Origin of the sequence: Lactobacillus sp. ESL0681 (assembly GCF_029392835.1) — a bacterium.
Lineage (GTDB): Bacteria > Bacillota > Bacilli > Lactobacillales > Lactobacillaceae > Lactobacillus.
The window spans coordinates 1,535,788-1,550,801 of record NZ_CP113943.1 but is presented as its reverse complement, the minus strand read 5'-3'; the positions used below and the strand labels follow the sequence as shown (position 1 = coordinate 1,550,801).

Sequence of the window (15,014 nt, the reverse complement as noted above, 5' to 3'; positions counted from 1 at the left end):
AATAATCGCTCTTAATCAATTATGGCACAAAAGTGGTTCAATAGCCTTTATTTATAAGATACTATTTACCAGTTTTAAAAAAGATAAATAAAAAAAGCAGTCAACTAAGACTACTTAATACAAATATTTTTGAATTACAGTTTTCGGATCAAGCCCCTTGCGAATTTTCAATGATAACTCAATCGCCACATCAGCCATAATTGCCTGAGGATCGATTACCTCATAAGGATGATCTGGAGCCTTAGCTTGTGCTAACGACAGCTCAGTACAGCCGAGTAAGATGACATTACAACCATATTTATCATGCATTAACTGCAAAATATGATGGAACAGTTCAGCATCAACTTGTCCTTGTTCTTTAATATTAGTATAAATCAACTCAGTCACTAAAGGTTGGATTTCAGAACCGCCTAACTCTGCTTTGCGACCAACTTTCTGTAATTCATCAGCATACAAATGATCATAAATTGAACCTTCTGTAGCAATCAGACCAATTTTAGTTTCTTGAGGATACTTTTCCACAAATTTATGCACAGCAATCCGCATCATGTGTAAGAATGGAATTTCAGTTAAGCTCGCCAAATTATCATAAAAGTAATGCGCTGTATTACATGGCATCACAAAAAAATCAGGCTTTAATTTTGCTTGTGCTAAGACATCACTGCGCAAATCAACCAGCGGATTGGGCTGCGTATGATCCTTAATATAAGCGGTTCGATCAGGAATTTGAGCATCATTAACTAAGCTATAATTTAAATAATCCTGATCCTTACTAATTCGGACACGCCTATTAAGTTCGTGAACAAAACTTTCCGTTGCAATCGAGCCCATTCCACCAATAATACTAAAGAAATGCTTCATTTTACTTACTTTTATTAACCTTCTAGTTTTGTAATTGCTTCTTGTGCCACTGTAATATCTGATGGATAAGGTGTATCAACACCGCGAATTTTCTGAAAACCATCAGCACCTTTACCGCAGATTAAAACCACATCAGTTGGCCCGGCACTCTTAATAGCTTCATTAATTGCTTTAGTACGGTCAAGCTCAATCGTTACTGCCACTTTTTCATGGTCAATTCCAGCATCAATCTCTTGAGCAATCGCTAACGGATCCTCAAATCCTGGATCGTCAGCAGTTAAAAATGCTTGACTAGCATAAGCGTTAATACTTTCACTAAAGCCTGGTCTTCTAGAAACTCCTTTGTTGCCAGGTGCTCCAACTACCACGATAATTTTAGGATTATTAAACTCACGCTGCATGAAACCCATTAGGGCCATCATCGAAGCCTTGTTATGTGCATAGTCAACTACAATCGTGCCATGATGCTTAGTGGTTTGCGTTTGCATTCTGCCGGGAACCGTTACATTACGAATTCCTTTAGCCGCTGATTCATAATCAACACCTGCTAACCCTGCAGCCATAATTGCTGCAGTACCATTTGACTCGTTAAAGTCGCCTAACATCTGCAACTGATAGTTACCAGTAGTAGAAATATTCTTCGCCTTTTCACTACCAGCAGTTACTACAAACCGCGTCTGTGCCAGATCACTTTCTTGAGAGGCATACCTAAAATCAATCGGTTGCTTTAAAGACGAACCAGTAAACTTTTCATTAGCAAATAGGTAAATACTATCAGGATCCGTTGTCGTTGTTGCTGCCGCATAGATTTCAGCAAAATGATCACTTTGCGCGTTAATAATACACTTACGTGCATTAACTAACAATTGCAATTTACAATGCAAATAATCTGCAAAGTCTGGATGCTCATTTGGACCAATGTGATCAGGTGTAATATTTAAAAATAACCCAAGATCATAGGTCAAACCAAAGACTCGATTTTTCTTATAAGCTTGGCTGGACACTTCCATCACTAAATGTGTCATGCCATTATCAACAGCATTACGCATATCACGGAATAAATCAAGTGACTCTGGTGTCGTTAAGCTAGACTTAAAAGTATCCTCTGGGCGCTGTCCTACTACATCATTGACTGAAGAAATTAGTGCAGTTTTACCGCCATTAACCTGATCTAGCATTCCTTTTAAAAAGTAAGCTGTCGTGGTTTTACCTTTAGTGCCTGTAATTCCCACCACAAACAAATCATCTTGTGGAAATTGAAAAAATGCTGCTGACAAAAGTGCCATTGCTTTAGAAACGTCACGCACAATCAATGCATGCATTCCTTTACCTTCAGGATAAGGCTGCTGTGCTACATAACAATTAGCACCATTATCTTTAGCCATTGATAAATAAGTCGGACGAAAACCTGCCCCCTTGCAGAAAAACAAGGTATTCGTCTTAATGTCACGTGAATCGTATGAAACATATTCCATCTTCGTGGCAACCGTGTCTTGAACAGCACTTGATTTTAACAAATGATGTTCTTTTAAAATTAAAATACAGGTATTTAGGGAAATACTCATTCTATGCCTCTCTGTTTTTTGTCTTATCAAATTATACCACAGCTAGTCAGCAATGCGGGCTTTCTTCGGATCTAAGGGTAAGCGAATAATAAATCTAGTCCATTGCTTATCTGACTCACACCTGATTGTACCTCCGTGTAAATCCACCACACTTTTTGTAATTGATAAACCTAGTCCTGTACCACCAGTTGCCATATTGCGCGATGACTCTACCCGATAAAAACGTTCAAAGATTTTTTTCAATGAGTCCTTAGGTATCTGGGCACCGTTATTTTCTACTCGCAATTCAACTTCATCACTATTAACTAAATTAGCAATTAAATTAATCTGTGTCGCACCCGTTCCGTATTTTAGTGCATTGGTAATTAAATTATTATAAATGCGTACCAGCTTTTCCGGATCAGCCTTGATAGTTAAATCCAGCGGCCGTGCTTCAATATTAAACTTAATTCCCTTTTCCTGTGCCTCCAATTCAAAACCAGCCTCAACTTGTTCTAGCATCGAAAAAATATGCAGTGATGATAAATTAAGCTTAATATTGTCAGATTTCAGAGTTGTGTATTCTAATAGATCATGCGCCAAAGACTTCATTTGCTCAGCCTTCATATACGCAATATTTAAATACTTTTGCTGATCGGCAGGATCAGCAACTCCATTTTTTAATAGACCAAGATAGCCAATAATTGACGTCAACGGCGTCCGCAGGTCATGTGACACATTGCTAATTAGCTCATCTTTAGATTTTTCAATAGCTTTTTCTTCATTAATGGCATTAACTGTACTTTTAACCAACGAATTAATCGAATCAATCACTTTTTGTAAATCGGTTTTAACTTTAAAAGAAATATAATGGTCAAAATGCCCTTTAGCAATATAGTGTAATTCAGAAATCACATGGCGCAACTGCATTTGGTGATATCGCCGAATTAGGCGCCAATACAAAACGATAAAATCGCCTATGCCCATAACTACTATTGAAATATTTTGCCAAGACCATAAATGATGTCCGCCAAAAGTAATGGTTTTTTTCAAGAAATAGATCCCATTAATTAAATTTTTATTTTGTAAAATAGTCAAATTAATTAAAATGATTACTGATAAATTAAGTAGCAACAACAAGACAATCGTAATCACTGCTTCAGCAAGCAATTCACTTTTTTCTGCCGCAGTTAATTTGACTCGCTCTTTTTTCATTTAGTTAGGCCTCAATTTTATAGCCAACACCCCAAACGGTCTGGATGACGTCTTCACCGCCAGTTGCCTTTTGAATCTTATCACGCAAATGCGAAACATGGACCATAACCGTTTTTGCAGAAACAATTGATTCTTGCTGCCAAACTCGTTCAAAAATTTCATCTGCAGAAAATACACGGTTAGGGTGACTAGCAAGCAAATACAAGATTCCAAATTCTAAAGCAGTTAATTGAATATCATTGCCTTCAATAGTCTTAACTTCGTGTGAATCACGATTAATTGCTAAAGGCCCAATTTCCAAAACATCGGGTGCTTCATCCTTGACCTGCTTTTGACTACGACGCAATAAAGACCGCACTCTTGCCATAACTTCTAAAGGATTAAATGGCTTAGAAACATAATCATCTGCGCCAGTAATCAAACCTTGAATTTTATCCATATCGTCAGTCTTGGCCGAAACAATAATAATCGGAATATCAGAATCACGTCGAACTTCTTTAATTACGTCAATGCCGCTCATATTAGGCATCATCACATCCAAGATCATCAGTGCAATATCGGAAGTAGTAGTCAATTTAGTAATTGCTTCTTTACCGCTGTATGCCACAACCGGTGTGTAACCTTCATTTTTTAAATAGATACTTAATAGTTCAACAATTTCTTTATCATCATCAACAACTAAGATTTTCATCGGGTTAATCCTCCCCTTCATTTGCGAATCAACTTCCCTGCTAAAAATATTCTAGCAGAACTTCTGGATATTATTCTAATCATTTTTATTACAAACAGCTAACAATAAGGTGTAATTTTAGCTTTTATTAAAAAAGAGCTGAGAACTACCTCAACTCTTACTTAATTATTCAATTTCTTTTTTGCCAGTATATAACTCATAATAATAACCCTTTTGCTTTAAGAGTTCATCATGATTACCAGCTTCAATAATGTGACCATGGTCAAGAACCAAGATTAAATCGGAATTGACAATGGTTGATAGCCGGTGAGCAATTACAAAACTTGTCCGACCGGCAAGTAGATTATCCATCCCAGCTTGAACCAACTTTTCAGTTTGGGTATCAATACTCGAAGTTGCTTCGTCCAAAATCATCACTGGTTCATCAGCAATCATTGCCCGAGCAATACTCAAAAGTTGCATTTGCCCTTGAGACAAATCGCCACCACTACCATCAATCACTGTTTGATAACCCTCATCTAAATGATGAATGAATTCATCAGCATGTGATAACCGTGCTGCTTGGTAAACATCATCATCGCTAGCTTCAGGATTGCCAAAACGAATATTTTCCATAATCGTACCAGTAAACATGTGAGTATCCTGTAAGACAATTGATAATGATTGTCGCAAATCGTCCTTTTTAATGCGATTAATCGGAATGCCATCATAGGTAATCGTTCCCGAATCAATTTCATAAAATCGATTTAACATATTGGAAATAGTGGTTTTACCAGCACCAGTTTCGCCAACTAAGGCAACTTTCATCCCCGGTTTAGCATTAAGCGAAATATTATATAAAATCTGCTTGTCTGGTGAATAACTAAAGTTTACATCATCAAAGACAATATGTCCTTTAACCGTAACTTGCTTAACACTACCATCTGCTTGTGGCACGTTCCAGTGCCAGCTTCCCTTAACATTGGCATCCTTAGTAATAGTGACATCACCATTATTAACTTCAATTGGTTGATCTTCTAAGTCAAAAATCCGTTCTGCACCAGCTAAGGCCATCACAATTGAGTTCAATTGTTGTGAAATTTGAGCAATCGGCATTGCAAACTGCTTGGATAATTGCAAAAAGGCACCAATAACACCAAGTGATAACGGTGCAATCTTATTGATTGCCACTGCTCCACCCAAGATGGCAATTAAGACATAAAGTAAGTTACCCATGTTACCCATAATTGGGAACAAAATTGTCGAGTATGTATTTGCTTGACCAGAAGCCTGCTTTAATGCCTGATTATATTGATCAAACTCAGCTTCTGCCTCTTTTTCATGGCTAAAAACTTTAATTACTTTCAGTCCATTTAGCATTTCTTCATTATAACCGTTAAGTTGTCCCAATTCTTTTTGCTGTAATTGAAAGAAGTGTGATGAACGCTTCGTTAGAAAACGAACGATGCCAATTGAAAGAATGAAAATAATTAAAGTGAAAATCGTCAACTGCCAACTTAAGCTGATCATCGCAGCCAAAACAAAGACAATATTTAACCCTGAATTAACAAATTGGGGAATTGACTGCGAAATCATCTGCATCAATGTATCAATATCATTCGTATACCGACTCATGATATCGCCGTAATCATTCTCATCGAAATAAGAAATTGGCAGTTCTTCCATATGCGTAAACATTTCATTACGCACCCGGTATTGAACCTTTTGTGCCAGTACTGACATTAACATTGAAAATAAATAATTAGAAATGAAGCCAATAGCATAAATACCAAACATTACTATAATTGCATGTAGTAATGGCCCAAAATCAGGTCGTGCTTGTTTGGTCAAAGGCGTAATGTAATTATTGATTAATTGCTCAATAAATAGCGACCCTTTAACATTAGCACCTGCAGCTAAAACAATCGCAATGACCGAAATAATTAGCATCCATGGACTAGTGCTGGCTGTTAGCTTAAGTAAGCGCAATAAAGTAGCACTTTTTTTACCCTTGCCTTGTACCTTTTTATTTTCTATTGCTTTGTCCAAATCACTCACCTACTTCTTTTGTTCTTCTTGGAACTTAGCGATTGAACTATATAGCTCATTACGCTTCATCAATTCATCATGAGTTCCAACATCTTGGATTTTACCTTCATCCATAACAATAATTCTTTCAGCATCTTTGATGGAAACAATTCTTTGCGAAATAATGATTTTGGTAGTATCTGGCATATCTTTAGCCAATGACTCACGAATTGCTCGTTCAGTTTGAGTATCAACGGCAGAAGTAGAATCATCCAAAATTAAAATCTTAGGATTCTTCAGCAATGCTCGAGCAATCGTAATCCTCTGCTTCTGTCCACCAGAAACATTGGTACCGCCTTGCTCAACCATCGTGTCATATTTATTGGGCATTTCTTGGATAAAATCATCAGCATGGGCAACTTTGGCAGCAGCAAGGACTTGCTCATCAGTCGCGTTCTCATTACCCCACTTCAAATTATCTTTAATCGTACCTGAAAAGAGTACATTATTTTGTAAAACCATCGCAACATTATCACGCAAAGCCTTTAAGTCATAGGATTTTACGTTATGACCAGCTACCCGAACTGCACCTGAAACTGCATCGTATAAGCGCGGAATCATCGAAACCAGCGTGGACTTAGACGACCCCGTCTTACCAATAATCCCTATCGTTTCACCAGACTTAATATTCAAATTAATATCATTCAAAGCCATTGCTTTATCAGCAGAATTATATTTAAAGTTAACATGATCAAAGATAATTTCACCATTATTAACATGTTCTAACGGCTTATGTGGATTGGTAATTGATGGCTTTTCATTAATCACATCAGCAATTCTGCGACCACTGGCACCTGAAATAACTAGTTGCGTAAAGACCATTGCTAAAATATTCAAACTATTTAAAACTGAATTTGAATATGAAAACATCGAAATTAACTGACCAGTTTGCAAGCCACCACCCACAATTTCTTTAGCACCAAACCAGCAAATTGCTAAGGTAGAAATGTTCAAAATAGCAGCAACTACTAATGAATTCAGCGACATAATTTTTTGTGCTGTAGCAAATAGTTTATAGATAAAGCTGGATGACTTCTTAAATTTCTTTACTTGAGAATCTTCTTGTACATAAGTTTTTACTTCACGAATCCCACGAATATTTTCACGAACAGTTTGATTCATCCGATCGTATCCACGAAAGATTTTTGGAAAATAAGGATATGTAGCTTTAATAATTAAGCCTAGCAAAATTGCAAAAACTGGTGCAATCACTACAAAGATTAGCGACAAACGTGGGCTAATGATTAGTGACATAACTACCGATACCACTAGCATCATCGGCGCTCTAACCGCCATCCGAATAATTAGCTGGTAGGCCATTTGAATATTATTAACATCGGTTGTCATTCTAGTAACTAAACTTGAACTAGAAAACCGATCAATATTTTTAAAAGAATAATCTTGAACGTGGTAGAACATATCTTCACGCAAGTTAGCAGCAAAGCCAGCTGAAGCATGTGCTGAAGCATAACTGGCACTGGCACCCAAAACCAGTGACAACACAGTTAAAACCAGTAAAATTAGCCCCCATTTAATAATGTAGGACATGTTACCTTTCATAATTCCATTATCAATCAACATACCAACTAAATATGGTATTAACATTTCAATGATAACTTCACCAGTAACAAATAATGGCGACAGCAGTGACAGTTTTTTGTACTGCCGAATTGATTTACGCAGTGTGTTAACCATTAAATACCTCTTTCTATTAAGTTAATTAGTGATAAGCTTTTACACTTATTAAAGCTCTAAAAAAGGATAAATAGACTAACAGTCCTACTTACCCTTTTAACATCTGATCATCCATTATAGTCCTTTTGCAACCAAAAAGCACCTTATTTGTCTTTTGGTTTAGGAGTAAAGACTGACCCCACAATTTGAAAATGACGTCTAAAGAACCAGCGAATTCCATAAGCCAAGACCGCGATGATTATGTTGCCCATTGCTGGTAAGACAGGATTGATCGGTTGCAGGACTGGCAGCGAAACTAACCAAATCCAGACAAACAAGCCTAACAATAACCCAGCAAAGCCTAAAATCAATTTACCCCACGGAATTTTTTGCTGTTTACCAGCTGGCATGACCCAATCATTATATTTAGTCATGAATACACCCATCGCTGCTCCGACACTGACTAGAGTCAAAATTCCCATTTGCGAATTTTCTTTTTGATTCGTTGTAAATAGGGCAATTACTCCAAACAGTCCAACAAAAATTGCGATATATAGCAAGGCACTGTCAACTGCATATTGCCAAAACGGAATGTCTGCTGCCGTTTTCTTTTTTGGCTTCAGCATGTCAGCCGCCTTAATCTTAGGCGACATACCATAAAAAGTACTTGCTGGCTTACCGTGGTGTTGGGCAACTACTAAATCAGCCAATAGCTCATCAACACGTTTACTCGCATCAGCACTACCTAATTTTCCTTGCTCTTCAAGTTCTTTTTGTAAGCGAAAGACATAATCAGAATTTTTGTTACTCAGCTGCTTACGCAGTTCTGTTGGCTCAGCTTGCTGCAATTTATCATCTCTGTTTTGCGTAGTAACTTGCTCTTTTAACTTTTCCTGTTTATTAACATCTATTTTAGTTTGCTGCGTTTCTTTTTCTGCCATTATTTTTCCCTAAACATTAAATCTAAACTCAATAATGTCACCATCTTGAACTTCATAATCCTTACCTTCAAGACCCAACTTACCAGCTTCTTTAACCTTTTGCATAGTTTCATATTTATCTAAATTAGCAAATGAAACTACTTCTGCCCGAATAAAGCCACGTTCAAAATCTGAATGGATTACTCCAGCAACTTGCGGGGCAAGCATGCCCTCATGAAAAGTCCAAGCACGAGTTTCAGGTCCACCAGCAGTAAAGAAAGTTCTAAGCCCCAAAATATGGTAAGCAGCTCTAATCAATCGATCAAGCCCAGACTCACTAACACCTTCAGCTTCTAAAAATTCTGCCTTTTCATCATCATCCAGACCTGCAATTTCTTCTTCAGTTGCTGCAGAAATTCCTAAACACTCAGCACCTTCACTTAGCGCATGTTGCTTAACAATCTGGTAATATGGATCACTTTCAGGATCAGCCATAGCACTTTCTGCGATGTTAGCAACATAAATAATTGGCTTATCAGTTAATAGAAATAGACCTTTGACAATCTTTTGCTCATCATCCGTAAAGTTAATTGTGCGGACGGCTTTACCTTCTTCTAAAACTGGTTTGATTTTCTCCAAAACACTATATTCAGCCTTAGCATCTTTATCCTGTTGCTGTGCAATCTTTTTCACCTTGTTAATTCTTCGATTAACTGTATCCAGGTCAGAAATGGCTAGTTCTAGATTAATAGTATTAATATCTTCTTCTGGATCAACTTTACCAGTAACAGAAGTAATATTATCATCTTCAAAGGCTCTAACTACATGCACAATCGCATCAGTTTGCCGAATATTATCCAAAAACTTATTTCCTAAGCCTTCACCTTTAGAAGCTCCCTTAACTAAACCAGCAATATCTGTAAATTCAAAAGTGGTATGCACAATTTTTTTAGCAGGAATTAATTCTTGAATTCTTGCTAAACGCTTATCTGGTACTTCAACCATTCCGACATTAGGCTCGATCGTCGCAAATGGGTAATTGGCCATTTCGGCTCCAGCTTTAGTAATTGCATTAAATAAGGTTGACTTACCAACATTAGGTAACCCGACAATCCCAGCAGTTAATGACATCTTTATCCTCTTCTTTTATGTTTATTTATTATCTTTATTATTCATCAAAATTAGGACGAGCAATCTCAGCTTTTGGTATATAAAATTCTTGTTTAACATTAACCGGATCGCTTGCCTGATGTAATATTTTTTTCAAGTTATGATTAAATTTCATCCTTGGCATCATTAAGACACGACCACATCCCATACATTTTAGACGAATATCGGCACCAATCCGCAAAATCTCCCAATTATTAGTTTGACAAGCATGCGGTTTTTTCATTTGCACAGTATCCGCTAAATCATAAGCAATATTTTTATTCATCAAGATCAACACCTAAAACATCCAAAATCCGATTTAACTCATCTGTTGAAGTAAACTTGATTGACAAATGACCACTACCCTTTTTAGTTTCTGCAATATTAACACTCGAACCAAATTTATCCGCTAGTTGGTGTTCACTAGCACGAATGAAAGCTGATTTTTGAGTGGTCTTTTTGCGAGTTTTTTCACTATTGATTTTGGCAACCAATGCCTCAACCTTGCGCACAGGCATACCTTCTTTAACAACCTGCTTAGCAACCTCATCAATCTTATCTTTATTCTTAAGGCCTAGTAGTGTACGAGCTTGTCCCATTGACAAGTCACCATATTGCAGCATATGTTTGGTCTTATTTGGCAAAGTTAACAGCCGCAAATAATTAGCAATATAGGGTCTTGATTTACCCATGCGTTTAGATACTTCTTCTTGAGTTAAGCCCAGATTTTTTTGTAGCATTTCGTAGGCTTGGGCTTCTTCTAATGGAGTTAAATCTTCACGCTGTAAATTTTCTAAAACAGCAACTTCCATCATTTGACTCTCGTCAAAGTCACGAACAATTGCTGGAATAGTAGTCTTTTTAGCCAATCTTGATGCCCGATAGCGGCGCTCACCTGCGATAATCTCATAACCATTGACTGATTTACGCACAATGATTGGCTGAAAAACCCCATTCTCCTTAATTGAATCTGCTAGTTCTTTTAACGTTTTATCGTCAAAGTTTTTACGAGGTTGATAAGGATTGGGTCTGATTTCACTCAGATTAAGTTCTTGAATTTCTTCTTCGGTTTCAGGAGCCTGTGGTTCGTCTTCAAACAAAGCCTCAATACCACGTCCGAGGCCACCTTTTCTTTTTGGCTCTTTACTTTTTGAGTTTTTTACCATTATTCTTTAACACCTCTTTAGCTAAATCATCATAAACCTTTGCTCCGCGAGAGCTAGGAGCATACTCTGCAATCGATTGACCATAACTTGGTGCTTCAGCGAGTTTAGTAATCCGGGGAATAATTGTCTTATAAACTTTTTTAGTAAAATAAGACTGTACTTCCTTAACCACTTCTGCTCCTAAATTAGTCCGCGAGTCAAGCATTGTCAATAACACGCCTTCAACACCCAAATCCTTATTGAAATGCTTTTGTACCAACCGAATTGTATTAAGTAATTGGCTTAATCCTTCCATTGCATAATATTCGCTTTGAACAGGAATTAAAATTGAATTAGATGCTGTAAAAGCATTGATTGATAATTGTCCTAGAGACGGTGGACAGTCAATAAAGATAAAGTCATACTCATTGCTGATCACATCGATTGCGGATTTTAACCGTGTTTCGCGCGCCATCATACTAATCAGTTCAGTTTCAGCACCAGACAAATTAATGGTTGCTGGAACTAAATCTAGTTTACTATTCGAAGTATGGAAGATAGTATCTTTCAGTGGAACATCATTAATTAACACACTATAAACATCGTCTTTAATAGCTGATTTTTCTATGCCCAATCCAGAAGTTAAATTTCCTTGTGGATCAGTATCGATAATCAAAACACGATAGCCGCGTTCAGCAATCGCTGCCGACAAGTTAATTGTTGTGGTTGTTTTGCCAACACCACCCTTTTGGTTAGCGACTGATATTACCTTTACCATATCTTCCATGCCTTCCTACTTTCTTTTTAACTCTATTGTAATCATATAATCATTAGGATCGTTATTTTCTTTAACTTTAACTTTAATCCCCGAATCTTTAGCTAATTTAACTGCTCGTTTGATCGTATTAATTTGAACCTTAAGATCTTTAGGAATGCGGCTTACTGCCCGCTTAGTTTGTTGGGCTTTTTCTTTATCTTTAAGCAGCTTTTCCTTATTAACAAAATAGCCGTCGACATCCTTAACAATCTTTTCAGTATCGCTCACGTTTAAATTATTAGCTAAAACCTCATCTACCACTCGACTTTGGTCTTTTTCACTCAGATTTACTAGACAACGGCCATGACGTGGAGAAATTTCACCACTAACTAAATAACTTTGAACCTTTGGTGAAAGCTTTAATAACCGCAGCTTATTAGCAACGTAAGATTGTGATTTACCAATATTCTTAGCCAGAGTTGTTTGGGTTAAATTATTTAATTTCATCAAATTGTTATAAGCCTGAGCCTCATCAATTGGATTGAGATTCTCACGCTGCAAATTTTCAATTAGTGCCAAAGACGCAGCCTGACTGTCATCCATATTATTAACAATAGCTGGGATAGTTTCCCAAGCCAATTGCTTAGCAGCCTTAAACCGACGTTCACCAGCAATAATCTCATAATTTTCTGCTTTTTCGCGAACCACAATTGGCTGTAATAATCCTTCTTTATCAAGAGTTGAGGCTAGCTCTCTAATTGATTCATCAGAAAATTGCCTACGAGGCTGATAAGAATTAGGTTGTATTTTGGTTAGTTCGATGTCTTGAATTTGTTTATCTTTAGGAATTTCATCATGATGCCGTAAAGAAGAAAAGATTGACATATAGACTCCTCCTGCTTATTGAATTGGTTTACGATGCGGTGTCCCCGCTTGTCTAGGATACTTCTTGGGTGTAGTCTGAACCTTCTGAACTAAAATTAAAGTTCGTTCTTCATCACTTAACGGCAATTGCAACTCCTGGTCAGCAATTACCTTGCCACCCAAGGTAGTAATTGCTTTTTGACCATCATTTAGCTCACTCTTGGCCTTAGGACCTTTGAGAGCGATAAAATAGCCGTGAGACTTAACTAATGGTAAACAATACTCGCTTAAAACTGCCATATTAGCAACTGCTCGAGCAGTTACTAAGTCAAAGTGAGCGCGATAAAGTTTATTTTGACCAACATCTTCAGCTCGACCATGGACTAACTCAACCTCTGTTAGTTGTAAGTCCTTAATTAAATCTTGTAAAAAGTTCAATCTCTTACCTAGCGAGTCAACAATCGTTAGCTTCAAATCAGGTCGCAAGATCTTTAAAGGAATCGACGGAAAACCAGCACCAGCACCAACATCACAAACAGTACTATCTGTCTTAATAATGTCCCCAAAAACCAGTAAAGGTGTCAGGCTATCAAAAAAATGTTTTAAATAGACATCATCTTCATCAGTAATGCGCGTCAAGTTGACATGCTGATTAGCTGCAATCAAACTGGTAAAGTATCGTTTAAATTGCTTGATTTGTACTTCAGTTAATGTAAAATTATGCTTTGCTAATTCTCGGACAAATTGTTCAGGATTCATTTCTCACCCGTGAAACCTTGTTTCACACTCTATAAATTTAACGCCAAAAGAGCTTAATGTAAAGCTACTATATCTCTTTAATTATGAAGTATTTTTTGGTAATCGTCAAAGTCTAAATGTTCAAAAATAAGCTATAATAGTAATAAAGGAGAAAAATATGATCATAACGTTAATTGTTTTAGTCTATTTAGCATGGAAAACGTATCAGGGTTATCAAACCGGCTTTTCTAAATTAGTTATCAATTTAGTTTTTGCTGCAATTGTCTTTATTGTAGCAATTCTGATGCAAAATCCTTTTGGCAATTGGCTGTATAGTGAAATTACTGGTAAAAATATTCAGACCACTCTTACGCCTGGTACCAACTTAATGCTGTTTCGGTTTATTGCCTTCTTCATTATTTTATTTGTTGGCAAAATGATTACCAAAATTTTTAAAGGCTGGATACCAGCAAGAAACCCTCATAATAAGAGTTTTGGTAGCATTTTAGACGGTACTTTAGGAGCTGCGGCGGCCTTTTTTGCTAGTTACTTTTTTGTTTACATTATCTTATCAATGCTCAATTCACTGCAAAATCCATGGTTTATCCAACAAACTTTAGATTCTTCATTCTTAAGGTTCATTATCTATAATACTCCGGGTCTTTCAAACGGAATTTTCAACAGTATCTTCAGCATTAGCCGCACCACCGCTTAAAACTATTATATCTAGGAAGTACCTTTATGAAGCCATCTAATCAGCTTAATACCAAAGAATTAATCATTACTACTGCACTTAAATTATTTAAACAAAAATCATACACGGATGTTAGTGTCAAAGATATTTGTGCCGCTTGCAATCTATCCAAGCAGGCTTTTTATTATCATTTCACAGCCAAAGCCGATATCCTAGTTGAATGTTATAATGATGAAATAAATAGCTTACTTGCGGCTAAACCCCAATCTGTTACTAACTATTGGCAACAGTTCGTGCATTGTATTACTAGAATGATGCAAATTAATACTGACATGGGAGTAGATTTAATCTCACACTTTTTAATTGCTAACCTGATGGCAGACCGTGGTTACCTAAACGTAATTGACAGCTATAAAAAGATGTGTGTTTCCTACATTCAAAAAGCACAAGAATTGCAACAAGTTCGTAATCAAAGTAACCCTGACCAGTTATATACAGCCGCTCAAATTTTAGCTAACGGTTATACTACTTATTGGGCAATTAAAGATGGTGGCTTCGACACTCGGACTAATCTAATTGCATCACTTGAAGTCATGTTTGACGTTCCATTAGAACAACGTACTGCTAAAAATGATATTCAAGTTTAAACACTAAAAACGCATGGGAATAAACCCATGCGTTTTTTAGCTAGATAA

15 protein-coding genes are annotated in these 15,014 nt (G+C 36.8%); 2 read left to right on the top strand and 13 right to left on the bottom strand.

Annotated features, from left to right (window positions below; all coding sequences use genetic code 11):
- Positions 1-114 precede the first annotated feature (114 nt).
- The 13 genes from OZX59_RS07430 to rsmG form a co-directional block, all read right to left on the bottom strand.
- Complete coding sequence (locus OZX59_RS07430) at positions 115-861, bottom strand: amino acid racemase (protein ID WP_277125725.1); 747 nt, start codon at positions 859-861, stop codon at positions 115-117.
- A 14-nt stretch (positions 862-875) separates the two neighbouring features.
- The gene (locus OZX59_RS07425; RefSeq protein WP_277125724.1) at positions 876-2,426 is read right to left on the bottom strand and encodes a UDP-N-acetylmuramoyl-L-alanyl-D-glutamate--2,6-diaminopimelate ligase; all 1,551 of its coding nucleotides are present in this window, start codon (positions 2,424-2,426) and stop codon (positions 876-878) included.
- 42 nt (positions 2,427-2,468) lie between these two features.
- A complete protein-coding gene (locus OZX59_RS07420; protein WP_277125723.1) occupies positions 2,469-3,620 on the bottom strand; it encodes a HAMP domain-containing sensor histidine kinase in 1,152 nt (383 codons plus the stop codon).
- Between the two features lie 4 nt (positions 3,621-3,624).
- Entirely contained in the window at positions 3,625-4,311 is a 687-nt protein-coding gene (locus tag OZX59_RS07415; protein ID WP_277125722.1) for a response regulator transcription factor, read from the bottom strand.
- Between the two features lie 165 nt (positions 4,312-4,476).
- Entirely contained in the window at positions 4,477-6,339 is a 1,863-nt protein-coding gene (locus OZX59_RS07410) for an ABC transporter ATP-binding protein (protein ID WP_277125721.1), read from the bottom strand.
- Between the two features lie 9 nt (positions 6,340-6,348).
- The gene (locus OZX59_RS07405) at positions 6,349-8,073 is read right to left on the bottom strand and encodes an ABC transporter ATP-binding protein (RefSeq protein ID WP_277125720.1); all 1,725 of its coding nucleotides are present in this window, start codon (positions 8,071-8,073) and stop codon (positions 6,349-6,351) included.
- A gap of 143 nt (positions 8,074-8,216) precedes the next feature.
- Positions 8,217-8,993: a DUF1129 family protein gene (locus OZX59_RS07400; protein ID WP_277125719.1), complete on the bottom strand. Its 777-nt coding sequence runs from the start codon at positions 8,991-8,993 to the stop codon at positions 8,217-8,219.
- A 9-nt stretch (positions 8,994-9,002) separates the two neighbouring features.
- The gene (ychF, locus tag OZX59_RS07395) at positions 9,003-10,103 is read right to left on the bottom strand and encodes a redox-regulated ATPase YchF (RefSeq protein WP_277125718.1); all 1,101 of its coding nucleotides are present in this window, start codon (positions 10,101-10,103) and stop codon (positions 9,003-9,005) included.
- 37 nt (positions 10,104-10,140) lie between these two features.
- Entirely contained in the window at positions 10,141-10,407 is a 267-nt protein-coding gene (locus tag OZX59_RS07390) for a DUF951 domain-containing protein (RefSeq protein WP_277125717.1), read from the bottom strand.
- A complete protein-coding gene (locus OZX59_RS07385; protein WP_277125716.1) occupies positions 10,400-11,287 on the bottom strand; it encodes a ParB/RepB/Spo0J family partition protein in 888 nt (295 codons plus the stop codon). Before OZX59_RS07385 ends, OZX59_RS07390 begins: the two co-directional genes overlap by 8 nt.
- Positions 11,265-12,044, bottom strand: a complete 780-nt coding sequence (locus tag OZX59_RS07380; RefSeq protein ID WP_277127005.1) for an AAA family ATPase — start codon at positions 12,042-12,044, stop codon at positions 11,265-11,267. Before OZX59_RS07380 ends, OZX59_RS07385 begins: the two co-directional genes overlap by 23 nt.
- Before the next feature lie 15 nt (positions 12,045-12,059).
- Complete coding sequence (gene noc / locus OZX59_RS07375; RefSeq protein ID WP_277125714.1) at positions 12,060-12,908, bottom strand: nucleoid occlusion protein; 849 nt, start codon at positions 12,906-12,908, stop codon at positions 12,060-12,062.
- Positions 12,909-12,923: 15 nt separating this feature from the next.
- A complete protein-coding gene (gene rsmG, locus OZX59_RS07370; protein WP_277125713.1) occupies positions 12,924-13,646 on the bottom strand; it encodes a 16S rRNA (guanine(527)-N(7))-methyltransferase RsmG in 723 nt (240 codons plus the stop codon).
- A 157-nt stretch (positions 13,647-13,803) separates the two neighbouring features.
- Here rsmG and OZX59_RS07365 point away from each other — a divergent pair, with 157 nt between their 5' ends.
- Positions 13,804-14,340 (top strand): CvpA family protein, encoded by a 537-nt coding sequence (locus tag OZX59_RS07365; RefSeq protein ID WP_277125712.1) that lies wholly within the window; start codon positions 13,804-13,806, stop codon positions 14,338-14,340.
- Positions 14,341-14,366: 26 nt separating this feature from the next.
- Positions 14,367-14,966 (top strand): TetR/AcrR family transcriptional regulator, encoded by a 600-nt coding sequence (locus OZX59_RS07360; protein WP_277125711.1) that lies wholly within the window; start codon positions 14,367-14,369, stop codon positions 14,964-14,966.
- Positions 14,967-15,014 lie beyond the last annotated feature (48 nt).

Excerpts from the sequence above, each read along its gene's own strand:
- OZX59_RS07430 (WP_277125725.1), bottom strand. The coding sequence starts at position 861 with ATGAAGCATTTCTTTAGTATTATTGGTGGAATGGGCTCGATTGCAACG.
- OZX59_RS07425 (WP_277125724.1), bottom strand. The coding sequence starts at position 2,426 with ATGAGTATTTCCCTAAATACCTGTATTTTAATTTTAAAAGAACATCAT.
- OZX59_RS07420 (WP_277125723.1), bottom strand. The coding sequence starts at position 3,620 with ATGAAAAAAGAGCGAGTCAAATTAACTGCGGCAGAAAAAAGTGAATTG.
- OZX59_RS07415 (WP_277125722.1), bottom strand. The coding sequence starts at position 4,311 with ATGAAAATCTTAGTTGTTGATGATGATAAAGAAATTGTTGAACTATTA.
- OZX59_RS07405 (WP_277125720.1), bottom strand. The coding sequence starts at position 8,073 with ATGGTTAACACACTGCGTAAATCAATTCGGCAGTACAAAAAACTGTCA.
- OZX59_RS07400 (WP_277125719.1), bottom strand. The coding sequence starts at position 8,993 with ATGGCAGAAAAAGAAACGCAGCAAACTAAAATAGATGTTAATAAACAG.
- ychF (WP_277125718.1), bottom strand. The coding sequence starts at position 10,103 with ATGTCATTAACTGCTGGGATTGTCGGGTTACCTAATGTTGGTAAGTCA.
- OZX59_RS07390 (WP_277125717.1), bottom strand. The coding sequence starts at position 10,407 with ATGAATAAAAATATTGCTTATGATTTAGCGGATACTGTGCAAATGAAA.
- OZX59_RS07385 (WP_277125716.1), bottom strand. The coding sequence starts at position 11,287 with ATGGTAAAAAACTCAAAAAGTAAAGAGCCAAAAAGAAAAGGTGGCCTC.
- OZX59_RS07380 (WP_277127005.1), bottom strand. The coding sequence starts at position 12,044 with ATGGTAAAGGTAATATCAGTCGCTAACCAAAAGGGTGGTGTTGGCAAA.
- noc (WP_277125714.1), bottom strand. The coding sequence starts at position 12,908 with ATGTCAATCTTTTCTTCTTTACGGCATCATGATGAAATTCCTAAAGAT.
- rsmG (WP_277125713.1), bottom strand. The coding sequence starts at position 13,646 with ATGAATCCTGAACAATTTGTCCGAGAATTAGCAAAGCATAATTTTACA.
- OZX59_RS07365 (WP_277125712.1), top strand. The coding sequence starts at position 13,804 with ATGATCATAACGTTAATTGTTTTAGTCTATTTAGCATGGAAAACGTAT.
- OZX59_RS07360 (WP_277125711.1), top strand. The coding sequence starts at position 14,367 with ATGAAGCCATCTAATCAGCTTAATACCAAAGAATTAATCATTACTACT.